Annotated in this window: 25 protein-coding genes; 17 read left to right on the forward strand and 8 right to left on the reverse strand. The window is 50.6% G+C overall.

Annotated elements, in window-relative coordinates; all coding sequences use genetic code 11:
* A partial coding sequence (locus FWE06_04230) for a hypothetical protein (protein ID MCL2546386.1) occupies positions 1-846 on the forward strand: 846 nt, incomplete at its 5' end.
* Here FWE06_04230 and FWE06_04235 read toward each other — a convergent pair.
* Complete coding sequence (locus tag FWE06_04235; protein MCL2546387.1) at positions 767-1,594, reverse strand: hypothetical protein; 828 nt, start codon at positions 1,592-1,594, stop codon at positions 767-769. The genes FWE06_04230 and FWE06_04235 overlap by 80 nt on opposite strands.
* Before the next feature lie 255 nt (positions 1,595-1,849).
* Between FWE06_04235 and FWE06_04240 the strand changes: the two genes are divergently transcribed.
* Positions 1,850-2,701, forward strand: a complete 852-nt coding sequence (locus tag FWE06_04240; protein ID MCL2546388.1) for a hypothetical protein — start codon at positions 1,850-1,852, stop codon at positions 2,699-2,701.
* An 84-nt stretch (positions 2,702-2,785) separates the two neighbouring features.
* Here the strand turns inward: FWE06_04240 and FWE06_04245 are convergent, their stop codons facing one another.
* The gene (locus FWE06_04245) at positions 2,786-4,432 is read right to left on the reverse strand and encodes an FAD-dependent oxidoreductase (GenBank protein MCL2546389.1); all 1,647 of its coding nucleotides are present in this window, start codon (positions 4,430-4,432) and stop codon (positions 2,786-2,788) included.
* Positions 4,433-4,705: 273 nt separating this feature from the next.
* Between FWE06_04245 and FWE06_04250 the strand changes: the two genes are divergently transcribed.
* Together FWE06_04250 and FWE06_04255 are read left to right on the forward strand one after the other, a co-directional pair.
* Positions 4,706-4,963, forward strand: a complete 258-nt coding sequence (locus tag FWE06_04250; protein ID MCL2546390.1) for a DUF3343 domain-containing protein — start codon at positions 4,706-4,708, stop codon at positions 4,961-4,963.
* Positions 4,960-6,081, forward strand: coding sequence for an aminotransferase class V-fold PLP-dependent enzyme (locus tag FWE06_04255; protein ID MCL2546391.1), 1,122 nt, complete (start codon positions 4,960-4,962; stop codon positions 6,079-6,081). The genes FWE06_04250 and FWE06_04255 overlap by 4 nt, the downstream gene beginning before the upstream one ends.
* 68 nt (positions 6,082-6,149) lie before the next feature.
* On the opposite strand, the gene FWE06_04260 is transcribed toward FWE06_04255, so the two are convergent.
* The 6 genes from FWE06_04260 to metK form a co-directional block, all read right to left on the reverse strand.
* Positions 6,150-6,674 carry a GNAT family N-acetyltransferase gene (locus tag FWE06_04260; GenBank protein ID MCL2546392.1) on the reverse strand — a complete coding sequence of 175 codons (525 nt, stop codon included), beginning with the start codon at positions 6,672-6,674 and terminating at the stop codon, positions 6,150-6,152.
* Between the two features lie 245 nt (positions 6,675-6,919).
* Complete coding sequence (locus FWE06_04265) at positions 6,920-7,783, reverse strand: YitT family protein (GenBank protein MCL2546393.1); 864 nt, start codon at positions 7,781-7,783, stop codon at positions 6,920-6,922.
* On the reverse strand, positions 7,784-8,191 hold the full coding sequence (locus FWE06_04270; protein ID MCL2546394.1) for a ribonuclease III: 408 nt from the start codon (positions 8,189-8,191) through the stop codon (positions 7,784-7,786).
* Positions 8,188-9,951 carry a hypothetical protein gene (locus tag FWE06_04275; protein ID MCL2546395.1) on the reverse strand — a complete coding sequence of 588 codons (1,764 nt, stop codon included), beginning with the start codon at positions 9,949-9,951 and terminating at the stop codon, positions 8,188-8,190. The genes FWE06_04270 and FWE06_04275 overlap by 4 nt, the downstream gene beginning before the upstream one ends.
* Positions 9,909-11,426 (reverse strand): hypothetical protein, encoded by a 1,518-nt coding sequence (locus tag FWE06_04280; protein MCL2546396.1) that lies wholly within the window; start codon positions 11,424-11,426, stop codon positions 9,909-9,911. The genes FWE06_04275 and FWE06_04280 overlap by 43 nt, the downstream gene beginning before the upstream one ends.
* A gap of 72 nt (positions 11,427-11,498) precedes the next feature.
* A complete protein-coding gene (gene metK / locus FWE06_04285; GenBank protein ID MCL2546397.1) occupies positions 11,499-12,668 on the reverse strand; it encodes a methionine adenosyltransferase in 1,170 nt (389 codons plus the stop codon).
* Between the two features lie 152 nt (positions 12,669-12,820).
* Between metK and FWE06_04290 the strand changes: the two genes are divergently transcribed.
* From FWE06_04290 to glgD, 13 genes are all read left to right on the forward strand, one after another.
* A complete protein-coding gene (locus FWE06_04290) occupies positions 12,821-16,006 on the forward strand; it encodes a glycoside hydrolase family 26 protein (protein ID MCL2546398.1) in 3,186 nt (1,061 codons plus the stop codon).
* 122 nt (positions 16,007-16,128) lie between these two features.
* Complete coding sequence (locus FWE06_04295) at positions 16,129-17,502, forward strand: SLOG family protein (protein MCL2546399.1); 1,374 nt, start codon at positions 16,129-16,131, stop codon at positions 17,500-17,502.
* 121 nt (positions 17,503-17,623) lie between these two features.
* Positions 17,624-17,947, forward strand: a complete 324-nt coding sequence (locus FWE06_04300) for a YlmC/YmxH family sporulation protein (GenBank protein ID MCL2546400.1) — start codon at positions 17,624-17,626, stop codon at positions 17,945-17,947.
* A gap of 114 nt (positions 17,948-18,061) precedes the next feature.
* Entirely contained in the window at positions 18,062-18,925 is an 864-nt protein-coding gene (locus FWE06_04305) for a hypothetical protein (GenBank protein ID MCL2546401.1), read from the forward strand.
* A gap of 25 nt (positions 18,926-18,950) precedes the next feature.
* Positions 18,951-19,358 (forward strand): hypothetical protein, encoded by a 408-nt coding sequence (locus FWE06_04310; protein ID MCL2546402.1) that lies wholly within the window; start codon positions 18,951-18,953, stop codon positions 19,356-19,358.
* Positions 19,359-19,453: 95 nt separating this feature from the next.
* The gene (gene pduL / locus FWE06_04315) at positions 19,454-20,017 is read left to right on the forward strand and encodes a phosphate propanoyltransferase (GenBank protein MCL2546403.1); all 564 of its coding nucleotides are present in this window, start codon (positions 19,454-19,456) and stop codon (positions 20,015-20,017) included.
* A 125-nt stretch (positions 20,018-20,142) separates the two neighbouring features.
* Positions 20,143-22,026 (forward strand): 1,4-alpha-glucan branching protein GlgB, encoded by a 1,884-nt coding sequence (glgB, locus tag FWE06_04320; protein ID MCL2546404.1) that lies wholly within the window; start codon positions 20,143-20,145, stop codon positions 22,024-22,026.
* Between the two features lie 152 nt (positions 22,027-22,178).
* The gene (locus FWE06_04325; GenBank protein MCL2546405.1) at positions 22,179-22,478 is read left to right on the forward strand and encodes a hypothetical protein; all 300 of its coding nucleotides are present in this window, start codon (positions 22,179-22,181) and stop codon (positions 22,476-22,478) included.
* Positions 22,479-22,495: 17 nt separating this feature from the next.
* The gene (locus FWE06_04330) at positions 22,496-23,170 is read left to right on the forward strand and encodes a hypothetical protein (protein ID MCL2546406.1); all 675 of its coding nucleotides are present in this window, start codon (positions 22,496-22,498) and stop codon (positions 23,168-23,170) included.
* Between the two features lie 44 nt (positions 23,171-23,214).
* Positions 23,215-24,411, forward strand: coding sequence for a glucose-1-phosphate adenylyltransferase (locus FWE06_04335; protein MCL2546407.1), 1,197 nt, complete (start codon positions 23,215-23,217; stop codon positions 24,409-24,411).
* 58 nt (positions 24,412-24,469) lie between these two features.
* Positions 24,470-25,006, forward strand: coding sequence for a hypothetical protein (locus tag FWE06_04340; GenBank protein MCL2546408.1), 537 nt, complete (start codon positions 24,470-24,472; stop codon positions 25,004-25,006).
* A 34-nt stretch (positions 25,007-25,040) separates the two neighbouring features.
* Positions 25,041-25,454: a GNAT family N-acetyltransferase gene (locus tag FWE06_04345; protein MCL2546409.1), complete on the forward strand. Its 414-nt coding sequence runs from the start codon at positions 25,041-25,043 to the stop codon at positions 25,452-25,454.
* A gap of 51 nt (positions 25,455-25,505) precedes the next feature.
* Positions 25,506-26,615 (forward strand): glucose-1-phosphate adenylyltransferase subunit GlgD, encoded by a 1,110-nt coding sequence (gene glgD / locus FWE06_04350; GenBank protein ID MCL2546410.1) that lies wholly within the window; start codon positions 25,506-25,508, stop codon positions 26,613-26,615.
* The last annotated feature ends 2 nt before the right edge of the window (positions 26,616-26,617 follow it).

A 26,617-nucleotide genomic window follows, 5' to 3' on the forward strand; every position in this document is an offset into this window, starting at 1 on the left:
ACAACCATTGATCGTGAAACGCCTGTGTTTATTAAAGACAACGTTGCCATGGTATCGGCGGGCAATGCATCCAACGCCTCGCATACATTGGCACTTACACTTGACGGACAACTTTGGGCGTGGGGTGGTAACGAAGCCGGGCAGTTGGGTGTCGGCATTTTATTGCAATCGGTACACGCGCCGGTTCGTGTGTCTGCGCCGTTGGTGCGTGATGACAATGACGGGGTTGAAGTAACGCGGGCTGCTGCACTGACAGCTTACCGCGATTTCCTACTCGAAGTCATTGAACATTTCGGCCACATACATAATGATTTGGCACAACACGGCGTTCGTCATGCGGAATTGCTTGATTTTGGCGACGATGGCATTCCGTCATTGGCGTTGATTTTCAATGCGCATGACCGCTCGCGCACGCCTGTGATTGTGGTGCATTATAATGGTGGGCAGGTTGACGTGGTGTATCGCCATTATATCGTTCATGTTTGCGAGCTTGGCAGAAACCCCAAAGGTGATAGACCAATCTCTGTTTTTGAAATCGCCGAAAGCGCAAAGCGGGCTTATCTTGTGTATGTTGAGGGCGAGAGCCGAGCACGACGACGTTATTCTGCGCGAGATGGCGACAGATTTATGACAGTATTAAGCAGAAGCGCATTTCGTCCACATAATCAAGGCGTGGTGTGCTACAAATCTGAGTTAAATTTCTCTGTGGACTTTGAAAGCGTAACGCGAACCGAACACGACAGCGCGCCGCGAGAATTGCTGGGCATTACACGCACTCGTCCGTTTGATTTGACGTTGTACACGTATCTGCCGAATCTGATTGCGGAGATTGAGCGGATGCTGTAACCTCAATTTCAGTTACTTGCCGTTTACATTTGTAATAAATCTTTACAGCCACCACAATAATCACAATTAGCGCAATAACAAGCAGCCTGTGCAGCACATCCAGCGCTGCTGCATAGCCGATTTCAAGGCGCACGTTTACGTAGTCGAGAGCAAGTGGTCTAATTGTGAGCGTGTTGCGGCTGGTGGAAAAGAAACCGGGTAAAAGCATTCCGCGGATGTTGTGTTCAAAAAGAAAAGACATAATTATCGGGATTAAGAATGCTAAAATCGGGCGCAATGATTTGCTCATGCGTTCAAGCGGGATTGTCAGTAATGCGGCGGTAATTCCGAGTGTGGCAATGACGAAGTAGAGCAGCAGTAATCCAAGTGTGCGATGAGTATCTATCCATCCGAGGTAAGCAAATAAAAGAAAGTTTGAATTTACCCAAAAATAGACAAGCGACAAAAACAACAGCGCAGAAACGCACCAGTAATACGCAACCTTACTGCGTTTGCGCACTATTTCGTAGAGAAATAACAAAATAGTTCCAACAATCGCGGAGGTTAGTGCGTATAAGAACAAGGTGTTGCCTAGTGCTGTGGTGAATAAAGTATCGCTGAAAGCTCTGATGTAATTATCCAACCAAATAAAATTTGGGTAGACAAACAAATGAAAATCAGTAAAGCTGCGGATAACCAACCCGATAAATTGCAGCATAAATACAAGAATAAACGGCATGATAAAAAATAATGCGTATTTCTTTTTCACTGGATGCCTCCATTGTATATTATGTTGTTATATTAACACGAAATCGGCGCGATGTCCAATTCTTGCGTCATCGCAATTTAATTTCACGTCAAACAGCTGTCTTTTTTACAAGGCGGCTGTTGTTTTTGTGCGTTTGTCCTTGCAAAATCTGTCGAAAACAGCGATTGCGCGTGCAAAAATCGAATTTTTTTGAACAATGCCCTCACAGCAACATACAATGATGCGAAGGCAAAAAATATAGGAGGACTGCTATCTATGGAAAAAGTCAATCCCGGCCCCTTGGCCGAAGAAATCAAGCTCGATACCGCCAAATCATTCAAAGAAGCCGTTTGCGTCCACACACAGAAAATCTATGACGCTTGCAGAGATAAAGACTGTTTGGAGGACATGCGCGTATTCCTCACGCGGAGCAGTCAGCAAATCGTTGATCGTGCCATCAGCGTCAAGGCACGCCGCGCCGAACTGCTTTGGGTTTTTATCGACGTCGAGCCGGTACCATTCAACCGTGGATTTTATACTTGTGATATTCGTTACTTTTATCGCATTACCGCCGATGCCTTTTGCGGCGTTGGACGTCCCCAAGAGGTCAGTGGATTGACCACATTTGATAAGCGCGTGATTCTATTCGGCAGTGAGGGAAACGCTAAAATCTTCAAAAGCAACACCAGCATCAACGGGCTGGATGCGCAATCAGTACGCAGCACGAGTATGCCCAATTGCGTAGTCGAAGTTGTCGATCCGATTATTCTCAACATCAAGATGGTCGATACTTGTGAATGCCGCCCCACTGACGATATGTGCGAAGTTCCGCCATTTATCATGCATAGCTTTGACGATGAGTTAGTGTTACACGGCGATGAAAAACGCTTATACTGTACACTCGGGCAATTCTCCATCGTGCGCCTCGAACGTGACACGCAGTTGATTATTCCTGCCTACGACTTCTGCTTGCCGGACAAAGAATGCGTTGGTAGCTCGGAAGACAATCCGCGCAATTTGTTCCAAAAGATTAAATTCCCCGTCGATGAGTTTTTTCCGCCCAATATGCTCGACAGCGATTGTGATCAGTTGAAAGAACTTCGCCACCAATGCGAAGGCACTTTGTAAAGCATAACAGCCAAAGATTACAAAGCGGCGCCGCCATGCAATGCGGTGCTGCTTTTGTGCGTAGGTTAATTGAATTCGTCAACCCTAAGTCAAGATAGAACTGTACAGCCTATATCCTCCGCCAATATTATACGCATCAAATCCATTCTGTATGAGAATACGAGCAGCAATATAGCTGCGCATACCGCTATGACAGTGCACGTAGATTGGCTTTACTTTATCAAGACTACCCAACTGTCCGCGCAAGTCATCCAGTGGTATATTGTTAAAACCTGCGATTCCTCCTTGTGCGGCTTCCCATTTTGAGCGGACATCCAGCAATGTCGCGCTACCATCACGAGGCAGATTGTCTACATCATGCCAATGGATTTGCTTTACTTTACCTGTCAACAGATTTTCAATGGCAAAGCCTGCCATATTTATCGGGTCTTTGGCTGAAGAGTAAGGCGGCGCATAGCAAAGCTCCAATTGCGTGAGGTCAAACGCTGTCATGTTGGCGCGAAGGGCGGTTGCCAATACATCGCAACGTTTATCCACGCCGTAAAAGCCTACCATTTGTGCACCCAATATTTTACCTGTCTCTTTTTCGAAAATTACTTTTGTAGAAGTCGATTTTGCGCCGGGGTAATATCCCGCATGGCCGGGCAGCCATACAAATGCCTTGTCATAATTCAAGTTAAGACGTTTGGCAGTTTTTTCATTGATGCCGGTGGCAGCCACTGTCATATCAAACACTTTCAGTATCGACGAACCTTGTGTACCAACGTATACTGAGGGAATGCCACAAATGTTGTCAGCGGCTATGCGCCCTTGCTTATTAGCCGGGCCGGCCAACGGTATCATGGCCTTTTTGCCGGTGATAAAGTCGGTTACTTCAACTGCGTCGCCCACAGCGTAGATGTGCTTATCTGAGGTGCGCATGTGCTTGTCCACAATAATGCCGCCTCGCTCGCCGGTGGCAAGACTGGCATCTTTCGCCAAATTGCTTTCGGGATGCACGCCAATTGCCAAAATGACTAAGTCAGTATGAATGGCGCGGTCAGTCAGTTGGACAGTTAAACCACCTGCGTCTTCTGTGATGGCCTGAACTTTATTGCTTAGATATAGTGAAACGCCCGATTGTCGTAAATAGTGATGAACATCGCAGGCCATATCAATATCTAGCGGTGCGATGACTTGGTCGGACATTTCGACGATGTTGACATCCAATCCCGCTTCTTTTAAGTTTTCAGCCATTTCCACGCCGATGTAACCGCCGCCAACTACAACCGCGCGCTGTGGCTTGTTTTGCTGAATATATGTCTTGATGTGGTCGGTATCGGGAATAGTACGCAGGGTGAATACGCATGGTAGATCAGTGCCGGGAAAAGGCGGCTTGATGGGCTCTGCGCCGGGTGCGAGAATGAGCTTGTCATAGGACTCACGGTACGTTTCGCTCGTAGTTATATCTTTAACTGTGACGGTTTGAGTCGCCGGGTCAATTGCGGCAACCTCGCTCAACGTCCGTACATCAATATTGAAACGGCGGCGGAAACTTTCCGGCGTTTGCAGCAAAAGCGCGCCTCTATCAACAATTGTGCCGCCGATATAATATGGCAGACCACAATTGGCAAATGAAATATGCTCGCCTCGTTCAAACATTACAATTTCCGCATGCTCGTCTAATCGACGCAGCCGTGCCGCCGCTGAAGCACCGCCGGCCACGCCGCCGACAATCAAGATTTTACGCATCGTAACATCCTCCTCGCCGTAATTTTCATTTTTTAGCAAGCATAGTTTAGATATTTCTAATATGGCATACAAAAAACAATCTGTCAATATGACAGTAGAAGATTTATCGCTGTGCGAAGGGTGCGGGAGAATGATAGCTGTTATTCTTCGCCGTAAAAAGAAACTTTGTTTATAAGCCTGTAGCAGCGAGCTTTTTGCCCATCCGCCAAGCCTCGACAAATCACACCACTCGCCTCGAAATCATACAATGATATAGAACAGGAGAGTGATGATATGGCCGAATGCTTAATTGCGTGTCGATCAATGACTTACGCGCAACGCGCTGACCGAGTGTTGAGCCGTGCAGGGCTGCATGGAGTGAATGTGACGAAAATAAAGAATGGGTTCGATAAAGAAGGTTGCGTTTATGGTGTTAAGCTGCAACAAAAAATGCTGTCCGAAGCGTTGGAGGTGTTGGCAGAACAAGGGCTTACGCCGCGCGGCGTGTATGCCATTACGACTGAGGGCGAGTATAAGGAGTTGCCGATATGATTTATTTTGACAATGCCGCCACAACATTGCAAAAACCGCCGCGTGTTGCCGATGCCATGCGGCGCACTGTTGGTATAGCAGCCGGGCCGGGCCGCGGTGCGCATAAAAACGCCATGGCTGCTGCCGACATTTTATTCAACACGCGTGAGACGTTGGCGGAATTCTTTTGCACCGACAGCCCCGAGTCAGTGATTTTTACATCTAACGCTACCCATTCGCTGAATATTGCCCTTCAGTCACTGCTGCCCAAACGCGGCGTTGTGCTGCACTCATCGCATGAGCATAATGCTGTCATGCGTCAATTATACGTCGCCGAACAAGTAACGTTGCGGCAAGTTGATTGCCCGCTGTTCAATGCCAACGCCACGCTGGAAAATTGGCGCAAGGCCTTGGATGGCGACGTAAAATTGGCAGTGCTTTGTCACGCATCTAACGTCTTCGGTTCGCTCACGCCTGTGGAAGGAATTGCGGCATTATGTGCCGCACGTGGCGTACCGCTTGTGCTGGACGCGGCGCAATCGTGCGGGCATGTGCCGATTATTGCCGAAAATTTACCCAATACCGTTATCTGTGTGCCGGGACATAAAGGACTATATGGCCCACAAGGCACAGGCATATTGATTGTGCCGCAACGTATGAAGTTGGAACCATTCATGCGCGGCGGCACGGGAAGTTTGTCCTTGCGGCGTGAAATGCCTGACGACTACCCCGACAGGCTCGAAGCCGGTACACAAAACATGCCCGGCATCGCGGGGCTACATGAAGGCGTCAAATTCGTCATGCAGAAGGGTTTTGATGCTGTCTTGACACATGAGCACAAGTTGATGGCGCTGCTGATTGTCGAGTTATCTAAGCTATCAAGCGTAACGCTTTATCATGGCGACTCGCGACAACAACTCGGCGTGCTGTCATTCAGCGTTGCCGACAAGGATTCCGAAGACATTGCCAATGAGTTATCGCGCTACGGTATTGCCGTACGGGCAGGCTTGCACTGCGCACCGCTAGCGCACCGCAATGTTGGTACATTGGCACACGGCACGGTACGCGTGAGTTTTTCAATATTCAACACCGAGCGGGAGGTAAGGGAGTTTGCGAGGCGGTTGAAGGCGATTTTGTAGTGTGTATGTAATAATAAGGAACCCCTTGATTCGGTTGACATCAAGGGGTTGCCTGTTTCCGATAATGTTTATAATGTGACTTCCATATGTATGTCCTCAGGTTCTTTATCGAACAATTCCTTGATAGGCTCATCAGTCGCTTTGAACCCAATGCCTGTGTAGAAATGGACAGTATTTTTTGAAGGCGTAGCTGAAACATACATCTTTTTTCCACCCAACCGTTTGGCTCTTTCTTTTGACATATTAACCAGTTTAGTGGCGATACCTTGTTTTCTATAATTTTTACTTACAAAGCAACTGGTTAATTGAATGATGTCGTTGTTTTTTCCAACAAGCTGCCCTCCCACACCAACTAAACCGACAAGCATTTCCCGGTGGAATGCCCCATACATTGTTCCACCCTCATCATAGATGTTTATGAGTTCTGCGATTCGTTTTTCAATGTTATCCAATCCTTGAATCTCATAATACTCCTTCTCTAAAGCCAAATTGCCATCTCTAAAATAATAAATATCTTCCACAATTTCATATCTATCTATTTCTCTAAATTTTTGGCACTCATCTCTTAATAAAAGCCGATACATAATATCCATGATAATACTCTCCTTGCAAAATTAATAAGCACCTTCAAAACGGAAAGTGCTTACATTTATCACACACATGGAAATATCGGTGCTATATTCCATAGGTGAGCAACACACTTTGCATTATGACATAAACTTTATTCATAATTGCTCACCTCCTTTTTATTACATTAATTGTAGCACACAGCTATGCAATTGTCAAATAATTTACAAGGGTTCCAATTTTGTCAGCCGCCTACTCGGCTGCTCTTGGCTCAATACGCCGCAAACGGCTTAAATCCTTTGCCCAGCACTTCTTGTACGTTGGCTAAAATCAAGAACGCCTCGGCATCCGCCGCTGTGACAGCCTTCTTGACGGCTGTAATCTCATAGCGGCGCACGGCGCAGAGAAAGACAGTTTTATTATCGCCCGAGAACATGCCTTTGGCATCAATGGCTGTTGCCCCGCGCTTGACTTGCGCCAGCAACACATCACGCACTTGCTCGGGCTGACTGGTGACAATCAGTATTGATGTCGCACTGTCTAGGCCATTGAGGTATGAGTCCAGCACCATGCCGCTGATGAATTGCACCACCAATGCGTATAAGATTGCTTCGGGGCTGTGGAAGAGGAATGCTGCCGCGATAAAAATAACTACGTTGATATACAGCGCGATGCGGCCTAATGATAAATCGCCCCGCTTGCGCTGGACGAGTTTGCCGATGATGTCGATGCCGCCGCCGGTGGCGCCGCGCGATAGAACCAAGCCAAAGCCCAGTCCTGCTAAAATTCCGCCGCATAGGGCGGCCATCAATATTTCTTCGATGTGGAAGTAGGGCAAGATATGCGGCAGAAAATCAAGCAAAAATGAACCGGCCGCGACCGAAAAGATAGTGCGCACCAAAAACTTTACACCCATGGAGCGGAAGCCGATGAAAAAAAGCGGCAGGTTCATCAACAGCACCATCGAGCCGATGGGCCACCCGAGCTGCACATATAGAATCAGCGCGATGCCGGACAGTCCGCCGAGCGGGATTTGGTGCGGAAGAATAAAGTAAATGACGGCAACGGCGAACAGCAAGTTGCCGAATAAGATGACAGTATAATCAAACGTTTGAGCTGCGACTCTCTTAATCATCTAGTTTTCCAAACCTCCGATAATATCCATCAAGGCGTTGAGGCGCGCCGTGTTGCCTGTGAGGTACAGATGGCCGAAGACAGCTTCGAGCGCTGTGGCGAGCTTGTAGTCTTCGGGGGCGATGTTTTTAGGCATGGTGGGTGATTTGGCATTGCGGCCGCGGCGGAAAACGTCGATTTCCTCTTGCGTGAAATGTTGCTGCAATGCGCGGGCGGCAACGGCTTGACGGGTGGCGTTGACCTGTTTGACGGTGGCGGTGTGGAGCAGCTTGGCCGTCGGTGTGCCGTTGAGGCAGAGCCGTGTACGTACCATGAGCTCATATACGCCGTCGCCGATGTGCGCGAGGGCCAGAATGCTGATGCCATGCAGTTTGTTGATGGGAATTCCGGGTTGGAGTAGATTCGTCATAGGCTTGACGGCGGGTCGGTTTCGACCGACAGGGCAGTTTTTGGGGTGTTTTGCAGGGGTGGAGGTGTTGCTTCGGACGGCGAGACAATCGTTTTGGGGGGCATCGTTGCTGTTTCGTGAGGTAGACCCGCATTTTGATCGGACAGTGTCGCTTTTTCTTGCGACAGGCCTGCATTTTGAGCGGGTGATGCTGCATTTTGGTCGGGGGCGGGGGTAGACTCTGCGGGTTGAGTTGTTATTTTGGCAGGCGTGTCAGTGAGGGATGGTGTATGGGGTTCATCGTATATGCCTACGACTTCGTGCCCGTCGGCGGACAGGATTTTTTTGCGCGTCGGGCGTGTTAGCAGCGTCAGCAAGCCTGTGCCGATTAAGATGAGTAGAGCGTTGGCGGGGTAAGGGTAGCGTGCATTTGTTTCCATCAGAAGCAAGAAAAAGAACAAGCCCCAGAAAGCGATGGACAACGGCAATATCGGTGACAGCCGCCGCCGCGCTTTTTTGACGAACAGCAATAGCGACATTGACAGCAGTGCCGCCGCCAGCACAATATAATAATACCCATTTGCCGCAAAACTTAACAGTCGCTGCCAAGCTGCGACGCTGATGTGCCCGACAGGTTGGCCGTATTCGTTGACTGTTTCGTTGTTGGCCTGCCAGTTGACGACCCAGTCGTCGCGTCCCCACAGGTTGATGGTTTTGCGCGCCAACAACGGCAGCATGGTGCCGTCACGCAAGTTTTGGTGCGCCGAATACACAGCCTGCTCCATAAAGTCGCGCTGCACTTCGATGGCAGAGCGCGATGTGTCGTGGAGCGCGGGCAGGAAGTAGTTGATTTGCAGATATTCATTGAGTATGCCGTTGCTCGGCGCGTGCATGCCGACGAGCAAGTTCCAGCCGCCGCTCATGGCCGGCCGTGAATTGGGGAAATCAGAGAATGGAATAGGAGGTACGTCGCGGTCAAGGAAAAACTCGCTGAGATCGGTGTCGTAAGAGCGTTGCAATGTTGGTGCGAGGTAGGCGTGTTCGTACAGAGACAGCGCGCCGAAGTAGAACAGCGGCAACAGCAGGCACAGAATTAGGCCGCGTTTGAGGAAGTTTTTGCCGAAGACGACCAAATAACCTTGTACACGCACGAAAGCGTGCGACAGTATCAAGTGAAAGACAAGGGCAATTAAGATAACCAAACTGATGGGGCGGATGATCGATGAAAACCCCAGCACAATGCCGCATGCACAGACGAAAAACAGCCGCGATCTCCATATCTCGGCGCGGTGTATGCGCAGATAAAGGCTGATGGCGGCGAGCATGAGCGTGAGGTGCAGCATTTCGGCGCAGATGAGCGACACAAACATGACTTGACCGGGCATAAACGCCCAAATGAGTGCCGCAATGCCGCCGATCCAGGGCGCAAATAACTTGGCGCCGATGTCGTACATGAGCGCGGCGATGGCGAGGCAGAGCGCGAGATTGAAGCCGAATGCCACGCTGTATGATACACCGAACAGACTGTACATCCACGACAGCACCAGCGTATAGCCCCAGGTGTGTGGAAAAATGGCGGTGTACCGTCCCCACAGAATGGTGCCGTGGTTGGCGTAGTGCGCCGCCAGCTCGTGGTAGCGCGCGAAGTCGCTCACCGGCTCATTGGCGGTCAACAGTATCCACGCGAGGCGGGCGGCCAGCGTTATCAACAGCGCAAGCAGCAGCCATACCCATGGCTTTACGCGGGAGAGCCTGTCGGTGATGGTGTAGATTTTTTGCATGACAATTCCTCCGTTGTTTTTGGCGGTTTTATAAGATGCGTTAAAAGGCTTGCGCCGACTAAAATGAGAAGTGTATTGGCCGGGAAAGTGTATCGCGGATGGGTTTCGACAAGCAAGCTGAGGAAAAACAGGCCTGTGAGGATAATCATCAGCGGCAATGCGGGTGACAGCAATTTGCGTGACTTTTTTCGCAACAGCCAGAGGGCAGCGGCAGCTAAGGCAAGTGTTAGGATGATGCGGTAGTAGGCGTTTGCGGCAAACCGCAGGGGTCGTTCAAAACTTGTCACACTGACGAGGCCGGACGTGTCATGTCGTGCGGCCCAACCGACGGCCCAATCGTCACTGCCCCACATATGCCGCGCTTTTTCACGCAAGAGTTGCGGGAGCGCGCCGTTTTGAATGGCACGTCCGGTCAGTCTGGCAGCTTGCCGCATAAATATTCGCTGTGCTTGCTGCGCTGTGATGGAATGGTCATCGGCAACAGGGTAGAAGAAAGTATCGCCAATGTGATGTGTCAAAAAGCCGTTGGTGGGTGCGTGCATACCAACCAGCAAATTCCAACCGGGACCGTTCATAGCGGGATGCCTGTTTGGGATTTCTTCGTGCAAATGGTGCGGCGGATCGAGCATGCCAATGATGAATTGCCATTCAGGCGTATCCATTGCGGGCCGCCAATCGCGTGTTTCGTCGGCAAGGCGTTCCGAGCGTTGCAGGGCGGGTGCCAGATAGGCGTGTTCATACACTGCCATAACGCCAAAGTATGTCATGGGAATCAGCAGACAGAGCAGTAAGCCTTGACGGCAAAATCGCCTGATGTTGATGAGTAAAATAAATCGATTTGTACGCGTGGCATGGACTATGACAAGGTGGAGCATAAAGGCGAGTAACAGGACCAATCCAATCGGGCGGACGATGGCGGAGAAAGCCGTTGCCAAGCCGCAAACGCAAGCTAAAATCAGTCGCATTTTCAGTGTTTCGGCCCTATTCATGCGTACATATAAATTGATAGCCGCCAGCATAATCGCAAGATGGAGCAATTCAGCGGCGATAAAATTTGAAAATAAAATTTGACCGGGCATAAGCGCCCAAATCAATGCCGCAACGCCGCCAATCCAAGGTGTAAATAATTTTGCGCCGATGTCATAAATCAAGGATACAATAGCAAGGCAAAGCACAATGTTAAATCCGTACGCCGTGGCATGTGATGCTCCAAAAATGTTGTACACCCACGACAGTACCATAGTGTAGCCCCAAGTGTGCGGGAAAATCGAGGTAAATCGCCGCATTAAAATGATATTGTGTTCGGCGTAATGCGCGGCGAGTTCGTGGTAGCGCAGAAAATCGTTGGCCGGTATATTGCGCGTCAGCAGCACCCACGCCAGGCGCGTGAACAGCGTTACCAACAGCGCAAGCAGCAGCCATACCCATGGCTTTACGCGGGAGAGCCTGTCGGTGATGGTGTAGATTTTTTGCATGAGTTGGCCTCCCTGCGTAAATTTGGAATGCGAAATTATCGCGCGGCGGCGCGGGCGAACACTGTTCGTCCCTTATGCTAATAATTCTTTCAGTTCGTCGGCTCTGTGTGTTTTTTCCCAGGGCAAGTCCAAGTCGTGGCGGCCGAAGTGGCCGTAAGCGGCGGTTTGGGCGTAGATGGGGCGGCGCAGATCAAGGTATTCGATGATTTTGGCCGGGCGGAGATCGAAAAGTTGGTTGATGGCGGCGGTGATTTTGTCGTCGCTGACGATGCCTGTGCCAAATGTGTCGACCAGCACGCTGACGGGGGTGCTGACGCCGATGGCGTAGGCGACTTCCAACTCGCAACGGCGCGCCAGCCCCGCAGCAACGATGTTTTTGGCAATGTGGCGCATCATATACGCTGCGCTGCGGTCGACTTTGGTGGGATCTTTGCCCGAGAATGCGCCGCCGCCGTGCCGCGCCGCGCCGCCGTAGGTGTCGACGATGAGCTTGCGGCCGGTCAGTCCCGAGTCGCCCTGTGGGCCGCCGACGACGAAACGGCCGGTCGGGTTGATGTAGAATTTGGTGTCGTTGTCGAGCCACCCGACGGGTATGACGGGGTCTATGACGGCCTCGCGCAAGGCTTTGCGCAAAGCGTCGGTGCTGATATTTTCGGTATGGTGTGCCGACAGCACGATGGCGGGGCAGCGTGTAATGTTGCCGTTCTTGTCGTATTGGACGGTGACTTGGGCTTTGCCGTCGGGGCGCAGCCAGCCGAATGTACCGTCTTTGCGTACTTGGGTGAGTTGGCGAGTGAGTTTATGCGAATAGACCAGCGCGGCCGGCATGAGTTCCGGCGTTTCGTCGCAAGCATAACCAAACATCATGCCTTGGTCGCCAGCACCCGTCATGTCGGCGGCGTCGCCGGCATATTCGAAGGCTTGGTTGACGCCTTGGGCGATGTCGGCGCTCTGCTCGTCAATAGAGGTCAAAATGGCGCAGGTGCGGTAATCCATGCCGCCGACAGCGTCGTCATAGCCAATGCGTTGCAACGTATCGCGCACGATTTTTGGAATATCGGCGTATGCGTTGGTTGAAATTTCGCCCATGACAAGTGCCATGCCTGTGGTAACAATGGACTCGCAGGCAACACGCGCGTGCGGGTCTTGCGCTAAAATGGCGTCAAGCACACCGTCGGAAATTTGGTCGCACACCTTGTCGGAATGTCCCTCGGTGACGGATTCGGATGTGAATAGTTTCATGGGATAGGGCTCTCCTTTGTTTTTATAGGGACAGTAGAGCACTGCCCCTACGCGCAGTATACCACCATTTACTGTAAAATTCAATAGATGCATTGACAACAAGGGCTGTATCGCGTACAATAAAAGGAACGAAGGCTTAGGAGAATATATTTATGAAAACAAAACGCGCGTTATCGCTGGCGGTGAGTTTGTTGATGCTGTTGTCTATGACGAACGGCGTTGCGTTTGCAGCCGATTCCCCGCTGTCTGCTGATTCGCCCAACAGCTGGGCTGTGCCGTATGTGCTGCGGGCTGTGGAGTTGGAGATTATTGACAGTCAGGATTTGCCCGAAGGGGTGCTGTTTCGGGAGGGTGCGCCGCGTTGGTACATAGCTGAATTACTGGCCAATTATATGGTTGTTTACAGCGGCGCGGCAGACCTTGATGAAGTTGTTTCCAACTGGTTGGCGGTGCCGGGCAATGAGCCGGGCGATATAGATTTCCCTGATGTGCCGGATACGCACCCGCAGTATGCGCAGATCATGGCGATGGCGACGATGGGTGTTGTGACAGGCGGTGAGTTCGGCGGTGTGTTTGGCTTTGGGCCGAACCATACGCTGACGCGCGCTGAAGCGGCTGTCGGCTTGACGCGCATGATGGAGGCCTTGGGGTATACTGTGGTAGGTTTCCCGGCCGCGACTGATTTTGCCGACTGGCTGCCGCCGGGGCAAGGCGGTATTCAGTCTTGGGCGCGCGGGGCGGTTGCCTTTATGTATTACCATGAGGTGATGCTCAGCACGGCGACAACCGGTACGCCGCCGGGCGACCCGCTTTTCATCTTTAATCCAAATTTTGCGTTTCAGACACAGCAGTTGATCGCCGGTATGGTGCGTATGCTGGATGAAGTGGAGTGGCGCGATCCGCCGCAATGCCAATGCATGATGTCACAGGTTCACTTTGATATTTTTGATTTGGTGCCGGGCGGCTGGGTGAGCGAGCCGAGCGCGCCGGGGGCTGACAACAGCGTGATTGTTGAAGTTGACGACGATGCGTACCGACTTATCAATGTCGGCGGCTCTTGGCCGCATACGACGTATACGATGGAGACGCCCATTCCGCTGCTTGCGGCAGATTGGGATGACATGGTGCTGCGCTATAATATCAGGGTGGCAGGCGCGGCAAATATCTTGTTTGCCCATGGTGATGCTACACAGGACAATCTCTATTCGTTGAGTTATATTCTCTCTGAGCGCACGATAGGCACTGCCGATGACGACTTGCCTGCCGGCTGGTACAGCGGAGAGATACCGTTGCGCGAATTGCTTGCTTATATGCGCCAAGGGCAGCAGATAACGCCGTTTGCCGGCGAGTTGTTCAGTTTGGCGGCGATGCGTGTCTTTGCCGTCAACGGCACGGTCACATTCTACAGCTTCAGCATTGAAACGGTGTTTGAGTGCATCGGCGAAGGGTGTACGGCGGGTACGCCTGACCCAAACCGCCCGCCTGAAATCGAATGGCTATGGCGCGGTCAATATGCCGGCAGCGGATTTGCCGGCAGCGGCTTCTTCCCCAACGGCGTCAACATTGTCGATTACGCTTACTATCACAACCGAGAACGTGTTGACACCATCCCCGGACCTGTCGGCAACAACGATGTCAAGTATGTTTTTTATAGCCAGACAGAGGCGCGTGTCGTCAATGTCAACGATGGTTGGGCCATCACCTTGCCGACGCATGACTATACTGCCGACTTTCGGCTCAGCGGCATTCGCTCGCAATTTCATTACGGCGCGTATGATGGCGCCGACTCGGTACTTACGGTAACGCGCGAAGACCAAAGTCCGTATTCTAACACGCGCGAGGGATGGAATATATTTTTTGGCGAGTGGATCAACCGCTTTATTGGCAGTGATACTTTCTTGAGTAACAATGATATCGGTACGGTTCGCGCGCAGTCGACGCGGGTTCATATATTGCCGGGCTTTGAAGTTGTCACGTATAACTTACGCGTTGAAGGGCGCGGAAACATTGAACGTCCCTATTACGATATTGCTGTCATTCGCCGCACCGGTGAGTACCGGGTGCATTATATGCTCGTGCGCCGCTCGGCACGTGAAGATGTCATTGGCTTTGACAGGTTGATTGCCGGATTTGCCGTGTTCTCGCGCAACGGCCGGGCGCAAAATGACCAAACGCCATTTGAGCCGAATATTCCTGACTATTGGAGCGCCGAGACGCGTGCATACTATGAGAAACTGCTCAATCAGGAGACGGTTGACTGGGGTTTCTTTACTCGCTCGATGGCGGGCGACCAGCAGCCAAACTGGTCTTGGGGCAATATAGCGTTAGACCGCTACCATCTCAATAGGACACAAAATTTCCTGGCCGAGCACATGGGGCTGGACAGCCGATTTGACTTCCCCATTCTGCCCACGTATACGCATTTGCGCGGCACCGGCACTGCAGCAAACGGGTGGCGCGGCGTTCACATCGGCATGCCGTTGACGTTGGCGCGTGAGTTCGCGGGCGGCAACGGGTTTAACGGCCGTCCCGTATTGCAAATCAGCTATCAATTCACCACGACGAACAACGGTAGCTTGGACGTTGCGCGGTCGCCGATGTTTGACATTCTCAACGGCGATTATGACGACCAGTTCCGCTTTGAAGCGCAACAGCTTATCGCCTACGGCTATCCCGTCCTCTTCCGGCTCAACAACGAAATGAACACCGACTGGGTGAGTTATTGCGGTATGATTACGCTGATGGATCCTGACATTTTTGTCAAGACGTGGGAGCATATGTACAACATTTTCCGCGAAGAGGGTGCTGACAATCTGATATGGATTTTCAATCCCCATACGCCGACAATTCCGTTTGGCAGCTGGGGCGAATGGCAGGCGTATTTGCCCAGCATGGACACGGTGCATATGCTTGGCATTACCTATTACGAGATGGGAAACCATCCGGAGTTCCGGTCGTTTAGAAGCATGTATACGACGATTTATAACAAGTATATACCCTACTTCGATAACTTTCCGTGGTCGATTTCGGAATTTGCTGCCGGTTCGGGCGGTGAGCGGCAGTGGCGCGACGGCGGCTGGCAGCCTACCACGCGATTCCGCCATGTTGCGCAGCAGACGGCGTGGGTCAATGCCATGTTTAACGATTTTAGAAATCGTCAAAATCACCGCTATCTGCAAAACATCAGGATTGCCGTGTGGTTTTCGGTCAACGACGTGGTAGGCCTTGGTTGGGGTCAAAATCGTCATTACTACTCGGTCAATCAGCTGGACATTGCTACGCATGAAACCATGCCGACCATTCACGCGTTTAGGGATTGGTTCGCTGAGCAGAGCTAGGAGAAATTTACGGCACAAGGGCGGCATTATGCCGCCCTTGTATTATATATTATGCCTTGACAGTTGGGTACAAACGTTGTACAATAAATGCATTGAAGCCTTAAAAATAAAGGAGTGGTGATATGCGCACGCCTGAACAGATGAAAGAGTTGATTATAAAAGTTGCCGAGAAGGATAAACGCATTCGTGCCGTGATGCTTGGCGGGTCGCGGGCTAATGCTGATGCGCCGCGTGACGATTGGATGGATTACGATGTCGGATATGTTATCGATTGCGAAAAGTCGATTAAGGCAATGACCAAAGACTTAACGTGGATGGATGTACTCGGCGATGAAGTTTCCGTGCGTATTACGAGCGCAGAAAAGCCCGATTGGTCGGACGGGGAAAGCTATTTTATTTTGACCCAATATGCCGATGGCACGCGCATTGACTTGACATTTGCGACAGTTGATGCCTATCACAAAACGCTCGAATCCGGCGATCACGGTCCTGCTGAAATTTGGTTGGACAAAGATGGTGTATTTAACCTTGGGCATGACAACGGATTGAAATATTATGTTGAAGCACCCGACGAAAAAACATATCTCGTGTGTTGCAACGAGTTTTGGTGGATAATGCCGTATGTTGCCAAAGGCTTGTGTCGTCAGGAAATGAGCTTTGCGCAAACCTTTTTGACCCATATACGGGAAGAGTTAGTTAAAGCATTGGGTTGGTATGTTGGCATGAAGAACGAAACGCCGGTTACAATCGGGAAGTTTGGAAAGTATCTGCAAAAACTTCTGCCGCCGGAGATTTGGCGTGAATTTGCTGCGACGTATGCCGGGGGTGAGTATCCGCAGATGTGGAGTGCTTTGTTTATGGCAGGCGAGCTGTTTGGCAAGGTGGCGCAGCAAGTGGCCGACCACTATGGGTTTGCCTATCCGTATAAGGACGAGCAGCGCGTGACGGCGTTGCTGAAAAGCATGCAAAGCGACGCCACCAAGCGCATTCGCGCTACGACCTGCGCGTTTACGGGGCGGCGGCCGCAGGCTTTGCCGTGGGGCTACGACGACGGTCATCCCGACGCGCGGGCGTTTGCCAAACGCATCAGCGCCGAGATTGAGAGAAGCTATGACGCGGGGTATCGCAATTTTATTTGTGGCATGGCACAGGGCGTGGACTTGCTGGCGTGCGAACAGGCAATTTTGCTCAAAAAGACAACCTGCCCTGAGCTGGTGCTGGTGGCCGCCATTCCCGGCAAAGACCAAACGCGCAACTGGCCGTCGGAGCAAATCGAACGGTATAATGCCTGCTTAAAACATTGCGATGTGCGCCGTATTTTGTCGCAGTTTTGCAATGTGGAGACGTACCATTACCGCAATCGCTGGATGGTTGACAATGCCAGCCGTTTGATTGCCGTGTGGGAAGGCGACCCGTCGGGCGGAACGGGGCGGACGGTAGCGTATGCCGAGAGCAAGGGCGTTGATGTGGTTAAGATTTGGTGGGATGAGAAATAAGTCTATTGCTTTGTGTGTATTTTCTCTTTGTTTGGCCGGGCGGGTACTGATTTTGTCTTCACATCGGTATGGCGCATAAGACAACCCTTGCACCTCATAGGTTATCCATGAGGTGACGCTTATGAGATGTCCGATTCACAATAAAGAGGGCTGTGACTGCCATCAGAGCCGTATTGCCGATATTCGCTGCAAGGAAGTTATCAACGTTTGCGATGGTTGCCGTTTGGGATTTCCGTGCGATGTGCTGCTTGATTTGCAGTGCGCGCGTCTGCTTGCCATCGTTGTGCCGGGTCCGAGCTCGTTTTTCGGGCTGTTCGGGCGCAAGGAAGATTTTGTTATTCCGTGGGAATGCATCCGCACCATCGGACGTGACGCGATCTTGGTGGAGTTTGATGAGCATAAGCACAGGCACAGACGGCATCGGAGAAAGTTTTTTGATATGTAAGGGACGATGGCATGAGTCCTTATGTATATATTTCGACAAAAGGGATTGACAATATATATATATATACTATGTGTGCAAGGATTCTATCCTAAATTATTAAGGAGGTCTTTGCAAATGAAAAATCAAGCAAGACGAATCATCGCCGTACTCATTTTCTGCACGATGGCAGTAGGTATGTTTACTGCAAGCGGCAACTACTATGGTTCGGGGGTGGCCTATCAGCGGGTTCTAATTGAGTATTATGATGAGTTGACCATTTACGAGATGCTCGAAATCATTGATGCCGATTGCGAAGAATATCTTGAAGAAAACGGAATAACAGCATTTGAACAAACTGTTGAAGAAACGACAGACTACATCATAACAACAACCGAAGTGACACAATTGCTTTCGAGCGTAGAGTATGCGTCGGGTAATGTTGTTGAAACGTATGCGAATACGGTTTCAATAGAAGCACTTCCTATTGAGTATGCTGAGGAAAGTAGTCTTGACACCCCAACAATTACTAACTTAACAGGCCTTGCGATAATGCCGTTGAGTACAAGTAACCATTCGCGCTCATCATCGCGGATGGATGGTTCGCTGTCTGCGCGAGTAACTCTTAGGGTTGATTATCGTCGTACTGCCGGAACCGGTGTAAATCGCGGTGTAAATATGTTGAGCATTATAAGAACAGTTTCCACGGTGTCGCCGCCGTCTCCCGTTAGAATTCGGGTAGAAGCGGTGAGAGTGGAGATGAATCAAAGCGGAAGGACTGCCGAGGGGCGACATCGAGGACAATTCGTCGCGCATAATGCCTTTGTCGTGGGCGGGATACGCAGTAACGGCGGAACTTTTAGCATATCGACATCCTCAGGCTGGTTGCCCGTTGAAGATGTTGGCTCTAGTGGTGTTGGGGCAGGCCTTGCCGTGACATTTAGCAATAACGGGGCGACTTCCGGTAGATGGAGCACGTCCATTGCTATCCAAATTCGGTAGTCTTTAAGAAAGGGAGGGGTTTGTGATGACAAAGAAACACATAGTTCAAATTACTCAAATTGTCTTAATTGCGCTTTTGGTTTGCGTTAAGCTGTTTGTCTTCCCGCAAATAGAGGCGCATATCAGCCGAACATTTGATCCGGCGCCGCGAATTTATGCAGGTACAGTGTTTTGGTTTTTGATGGGGCTTGCTCTTGCCATGCCGAAATGGTTTACGGGAAGAAAATTCAAGCTGAACTTAATTTACTTGACAATAGAATTGGCGGCGATTGGGTATATCGCACTTTTTTGGATTTGGCGGTTTGGCGGGATAGTTATGTTTCGGATACGTATAGAGGAGTTGTTTTTGTTTAGCCTTATTGCCGGATATTTTCTGGCCGACTGCTTTAAGTCACATAACCTTACCTTTGCCGAGAAGGCTGACGGGGACTAGTACACTAAATAAAGGGTTCGGCATTGCGCTGAACCCTTGTTTTTTGCGCTGCGGCGTGTTATACTGGAAGCAGATTACATATAGAGGTGGACACTATGAATGTTATTATCGAATCGTCGGCGCGTCATATCCATTTGAGTCAAGCCGATTTAGACACATTGTTCGGCAAAGGGCATATGCTCACCAACAAGCGTGAATTGTCGCAGCCGGGGCAATTTTTGACTGAGGAAAAGGTGCGGCTGGAAGGGCCGCGCGGTGTCATTGACAGGGTCAGCATTCTCGGTCCTGTGCGTCCGGCCACGCAAGTTGAGGTTTCGTTTACCGATGCGCGGGTGCTTGGCGTTGTGCCGCCGGTGAAACAGAGCGGCGATATCGAGGGTGCGGCAAGCGTGAAAATCATTGGCCCGCAGGGTGAAGTGACGCGTGAAGCCTGCATTATCGCCATGCGGCACATTCATATGATACCTGAAACGGCGGAAAAATGGGGCTTGCAGGATGGGCAGCTTGTCAGCATAAAAGTGCCGGGCGAGCGTGGCTTGACCTTCCATCAAACGCCGGTGCGGGTGAGCGAGAAGTTTGCCGATCGTATGCACGTTGATTACGACGAAGCCAACGCCGCAGGGCTGGCCGGTGAGGTTGTTGGCGAGATTGTTGTATAGTTAGCAATGAGGAATAACGTAGGGGCGGCATTCTGCCGCCTGTAGTAGTAAAAAAGACCGCAACGCCATGGTTTTGTGCGCACGGGCGGCAGAATGCCGCCCCTACAATATGGGAGGTACACATCATGCCAACCAAAAAACAACTCGAATCGCTGGACAATCACCTGTATATGTTCCATGAAGGCAATGATATTCGTGCTTACGATTTTTTAGGCGCGCACTTTGGTACGGAGAAGCGTAAAAAAGGTGTTCGATTCCGCGTATGGGCGCCCGAGGCGCAGGCTGTGTCTGTCATCGGTGATTTTAACGAGTGGAGTCATGACACAACGCCCATGACCAAGATTTCGGTCGGCGTGTGGGAGGCGTTTGTGCCGGGCCTGCAAGTGTATGACAACTACAAGTATGCTGTGCAAACGCAGACGGGGGAATGGAGGCGCAAGGCTGACCCCTATGCGTTTCATGCCGAGACGCGCCCCGATACGGCATCGAAAATTTACGACCTAGGCGGCTATACCTGGGGCGACGCGGCGTGGCAAAAAGCTAAAACGGCGTGTTACAACGCGCCGATGAATATTTATGAAATGAATCCGGGCTCGTGGCGTTACCATGAGGACGGCAATTTGATGTCGTACCGTGATATGATCGATGTGCTTGTGCCATATGTGAAAGAGATGGGGTATACGCATGTTGAATTGATGCCGGTGACCGAGTATCCTTACGATGGTTCATGGGGGTACCAAGTGACAGGTTATTTTGCCGCGACGAGCCGCTTTGGTACGCCGCACGATTTTATGGCGCTGGTGGACGCGTTCCATCAGGCGGGCATCGGCGTGATTTTGGACTGGGTACCGGCGCATTTTCCGAAAGACGCGCACGGTTTGGCTGAGTTTGACGGCAGCTATTGTTATGAATACAGCGACCCGCTCAAGCGCGAGCATGAGGATTGGGGTACGTTGGTGTTTGACTACGGGCGCAATGAGGTGCGGTCGTTCCTGTTGTCATCGGCATTGTTTTGGTTGGAAAAATTTCATATTGACGGTCTGCGTGTCGATGCTGTGGCGAGTATGCTCTATCTTGACTATTCGCGCTCTAACAAGGCGTGGCGGCGCAACATTTACGGCGGCAATGAGAACTTAGAGGCCATCGATTTTATCAAGAAGCTCAACGAGCAGATTTTTGCCAATTTTCCCCACGCGCTGATGATTGCCGAGGAGTCGACGGCGTTTCCGATGGTGACAAAGCCGGTTCACATGGGCGGTTTGGGCTTTAACTATAAGTGGAACATGGGCTGGATGCACGACAGTTTGGAATATTTCGGGCTGAACCCGTTTTTCCGCCAGCATCACCACAACAACTTGACGTTTGCCATGCTGTACGCGTTCAGCGAGAACTTTATCTTGCCGTTGAGCCATGATGAAGTGGTGCACGGAAAAGGCTCGATGATTGGGCGTATGCCGGGTGCGTATGAAGAGAAATTTGCCGGCTTGCGAGCCTATTACGCCTTTATGCTGGCGCATCCGGGCAAGAAATTGACTTTCATGGGGCATGAGATCGCGCAATTTGACGAGTGGGATGAAAATAAGCAGATTCAATGGCAGTTGCTCGATTATCCCGCCCATGCAGCGCATCACGCCTATGTTCGCGCGATGAACAATTTTTATCTCAGCCGTCCAGAAATGTGGGAGATCGACACCGATTGGGAGGGCTTTGAGTGGCTGTGCAACGACGATGCACACGGCAATACTTTGGCATTTCTACGCCGCGATGAGGACGGAAAAGAGCTGATTTGCGTCTTTAATTTCAACGGCGAGCATAAGAGTAAATATAAGGTCGGCGTACCGCGTGAGGGTGAGTACGCCGAGCTGTTTAACAGCGACGCAGCGGCCTATGGCGGCGGCGGTGTTGTCAATGGTACCGTGACGAGCAAGGACGAGCCTTGGCAGGGACGGAATCAGTCGATGGAAATTGAGCTGCCGGCGTATGGGGCGGTGTTTTTGGCGCGAAAATGAAAGAGAAAACAACAAGATATCGTATATTTCTTGCAATAGTCCCACCGATGATAGCAGGTGTTATTGTTGTGTTACTCGCTCTCGCTTTTTTTCGCTCTATTGCTGATATATCCACATACCGATTTGATTTTGACAATCCAAGAGGTGTCAGCATGCGCATCCTTGATTTCGATACACAAGGCCAGCGGCATACGATAACGCTTAGCATTTCTAACAATACATCTAACGAGAAATCTCTTGACAGGGCATTTCGAGTTCAGGTGTTGTCTATAATGGGTTGGGAAACCGTACATCGCCGCCGCAATGGATTGTTCGGCAGAGCGACGGTGATACCGCCTCGCAGTTCGCATATCGTAGAGATTAGTTTTAGGCGGCAGTTGTGTCATCGGCGGATTAGGTTTATTAAGTATGTTGACGGCGAAGCTGTTACTACGCAATCGCTCTATCATTAAAGGAGGTCACCCTACCCATGAAAAAGCGCGTTTTTGCACTGTGTATGCTTGGTGTATTGCTTTGCGCCAATGTGGTTGTCGTGCGCGCCGACAGTTGGATTGCGCCCGAGCCATTTGATGTTTGGAGCACTGATGGCAACTATGTGTTTCGATTTGACCCGCATGGGCGAACTGCGCTGTATCGCGCTGATGGTGAGCTTATCTACACGGTAGAGGGCCTGCGCTCCCATGCGTATGAAAACGACTTTTTCTTCTCAAACGATATGCGCCGCTTTATCTTTATTCCGCAGGCTGACCATGAGATTGCGTTAGAAAAGTTCAATTATGGAGAACGTGTGTCAACGGCGTATATTGCAGACTTAGTTGACGATATGAGCGCGGTAACGCACAGTGTATCCATTGCATTTTGGCGGAATTGGGAGCCGGAGTGGGACGCGGCAACCGAAACGCTGACAGTGACGACAATTGACGGCCTGACCTATCATTTTGGATTGCAACAAACCGATGTCGGCGAGCCAACGCAACCGCCACCCCTAACGCCCGATTTGCCAACTGTTGGCGCATTTGTTGAGCCGCAAGAAGAGTCAACCAATCCACGGTGGTGGGTGCTGTTCGTTCCATATTTGATGGGTGTAGTCGCTTTAGCGGCTGTGGTGTTTTTGATTGCAGTTTTTGCTGTAAAGCGAAAGTAGGGGCGGAGCTGCCTGCCCATTATATAAACACAGGAGGACACCCCATGAAAAAAGAATGCGTAGCCATGCTCCTCGCAGGCGGACAAGGCAGCCGTCTGTACGTGCTGACCACCAACATTGCCAAGCCGGCGGTGCCGTTTGGCGGCAAGTATCGCATCATCGACTTTCCGCTGAGTAACTGCATCAACTCAGATATTGACACCGTCGGGGTGTTGACGCAGTACCAGCCGCATGAGCTCAACGCCTACATCGGGTCGGGGCAGCCGTGGGATTTGGACAGGCTTGACGGCGGGGTACATATCTTGCCGCCGTATCAGAAAAACAAGGGCGCAACATGGTACAAAGGCTCGGCAAACGCCGTGTATCAGAATATCACTTTCGTTGACCACTATGACCCCGATCTCGTGCTGGTGATTTGCGGCGACCATATTTACAAGATGGACTATTCGGTGATGATTGACTGCCACAAGCGCTCGGGCGCGGCGTGTACGATTGCGGCGATGGAAGTCGATTTGGAAGAGGCGTCGCGCTACGGTGTGATGAATGTCAACGCCGACGATACCATCTGGGAGTTTGAGGAAAAGCCCAAAAAGCCCAAGTCAAACTTGATTTCAATGGGCATTTACGTTTTCGACTGGGCAAAGTTGCGACAATATCTTATTGATGATGACGAGGATGCCAAGAGCAAGAACGATTTTGGACAAAATATTCTTCCCAATATGCTTGCCGCAGGCGAAAAGATGAAAGCCTACCGTTTCAATGGCTACTGGAAAGACGTTGGCACAATTGACAGTTTGTGGGAAGCCAACATGGATATGTTGGCAACCTCTGACCGCAATGTTTTTGACTCCAACATGAAAGTTTACGGCCGCAATCCGACCGCGCCGCCGCATTATATCGGGCCTGATGCGAAAGTCAGCCATTCACTGGTGACGGAGGGCTGTAATGTATATGGCACGGTGGAAAACTCGGTGCTGTTCCATGGCGTGACGGTTGAACCGGGTGCGGAAATAAAGTATTCGATTTTAATGCCGGGTACGGTGGTCAAGAAAAATGCCAAGGTGTCGTATGCCATTGTTGCCGAGCGGGCGGTCATTTGTGAGCATGCGCAAGTGGGGGCCGAGCCGTCTGAATGCGCAGAGGACGAAGAGTGGGGCATTGCCGTGGTGGCGTCAGGGGTGGCGATTGGGCCGCATAAAACGCTTGGGCCAAAGGAGATGGCGGATGCTGATTTGATGTAGGGAGTTTATATTATCTACACCGCCATGTTTATAATAATTTGATTGTCAAGGTGCTTATATGAAAGAATTGCCGGTCAGAAAAGGCATTCGCCTGAAAGGATATAATTATTCAAGTTCAGGGTACTATTTTGTGACAGTTTGCGTTAAAGACAAACATGAAATGCTGGGCAAAGTTGTTGTAGGGGACGCTGTCCACAGCGTCACGCCTCATACAAAACTATCTGAGTACGGCCTTGTTGTGAAACGGATTTTGGAAATGGGTGGTGACGCTCGAATTCAATTAGACCGATACATTGTTATGCCAAATCACATCCATATGATTTTGATTGTTTCGCACGATGAGAAACGGGACGTCCGAATGGCAAGCCCCACCCGTGAGAAACGGGACGCTGTGGACAGCGTCCCCTACACCAAATCGTTGGTTTCAACATTTGTGCGCTCATTCAAAACTATGACAACAAAGCAAATCGGCTTTTCATTATGGCAACGCTCATTCCACGACCGCATCATTCGAAACGAGGATGAATATCAACGGATTTGGCAATATATCGACGAAAACCCGTTACATTGGGCGGAGGATGATTATTTTGTATAAAATAAATCTATTTTTACACGCAAAGGAGAATTTCATGTTCAAAAACATTAAAAGTCAATTAAATGACCCGAAAGTACGCCAACTTTTTAGTGTACTTGGCGTAGAATATACCGAAGCTATTATCGACATGAAGCTCGCTCAATGTCGTGATGATGCAACACATTTAATGCACGGTTGGCTCGATGATGGCGTAATACAGGGCATTTGTGGTTTTGAATTGCGTGATAATCATATCTATCTTAAAGACCTTGCCGTAGATGAAGATATGCGCGAGTGCGGTATCGGCAGCTCAATGCTTGTTGCACTGCAAGAAGAATTTAACTTGCCGATTAAAGCGGAAACCGACGATGACGCAGTTGAGTTTTACCGCAAAATCGGATTTGAAATATCAGACGCACCACCAAGACATGGCACACGACGATATGCGTTGTATCGCAATGTAATGTAGGAAATAAACACACTCCAAACAAGCTAAAAAAACCGCATAAAGGAGGCTTGCATGAAAGATTTACACGGAATCATCTTCGCGTACACCAACAATACAAGGCTCAAAGAACTCACCGAACACCGCACGGTATCATCGCTGCCGTTTGGCGGGCGTTACCGCGTGATTGACTTTATGTTGAGCAACATGGTCAATGCCGGTGTGTATGATGTGGGCGTTGTTATGCGTGATAATTACCAGTCGCTGCTCGACCATTTGGGCTCGGGCAAGGCATGGGATTTGGCACGTAAGCGCGGCGGGTTACGTTTACTGCCGCCATTCGGGCGTACGGGGGCGGGTAGTCCGACGTATTTTCGCGGTAAGATGGAAGCGCTTGCGTCGGTTGCCGAATACGTCGACTACATACGACAGGAATACGTCGTTATTGCCGACGGTGATATTATTGTCAACTTGCCTCTCGAAGCTATGTTTGACCAGCACGTGCGTAGCGGTGCCGATGTGACGTGTATCTGCACGCCGCGCCAAGTCAGCGAATCCGAGCTGGCGACTTATGTGATGCTCGGCGATAATCATTTTGTCAAGGATGTCATCAATGGACGCGCTGAAACGGGCAGCTATGAGGCGTTGGGCGTGTATATGATGAGTAAGAAATTTTTGAAAAAAATTATCGCCGAATGCAGAAGCCACAGTCTATACGACTTCGAGCGTGATGTACTGCAACGCAAAGCGATTGCTTTGGGGGCGTTTCCCTTTGAAGGTTATGCGGCACGGGTGCAATCGACAGCGCAATATTTTCGCCACAGCATGGAGTTATTGACGCCCGAAGTGCGTAATAGTTTATTTCTGCGCAGCCGTCCTATCAAGACCAAAGTGCGTGATGAAACCTCGGCGTATTATGGGCCTGACAGTTGCGTGAAAAACAGCTTGCTGGCCGATGGTTGCATTATTGAGGGTCATGTCGAAAGCAGTGTGCTGTTCCGCGGCGTACACGTTAAAAAAGGTGCGGTGGTGCGTAATTCGATTTTGATGCAAGATGTTTGTGTATATACGGGCGCGGATTTGCGCTATGTGATTTGCGACAAAGAGGTTGTAATTAACCAGGGGCGGCTGCTTGTCGGGCATGAGTCGTACCCGATTGCGATTTCTAAGGGGGCGTTGGTGTAAGC

The sequence above is a fragment of the Oscillospiraceae bacterium genome, assembly GCA_009780275.1.
Classification (GTDB): Bacteria; Bacillota; Clostridia; order Oscillospirales; family UBA929; genus WRAI01.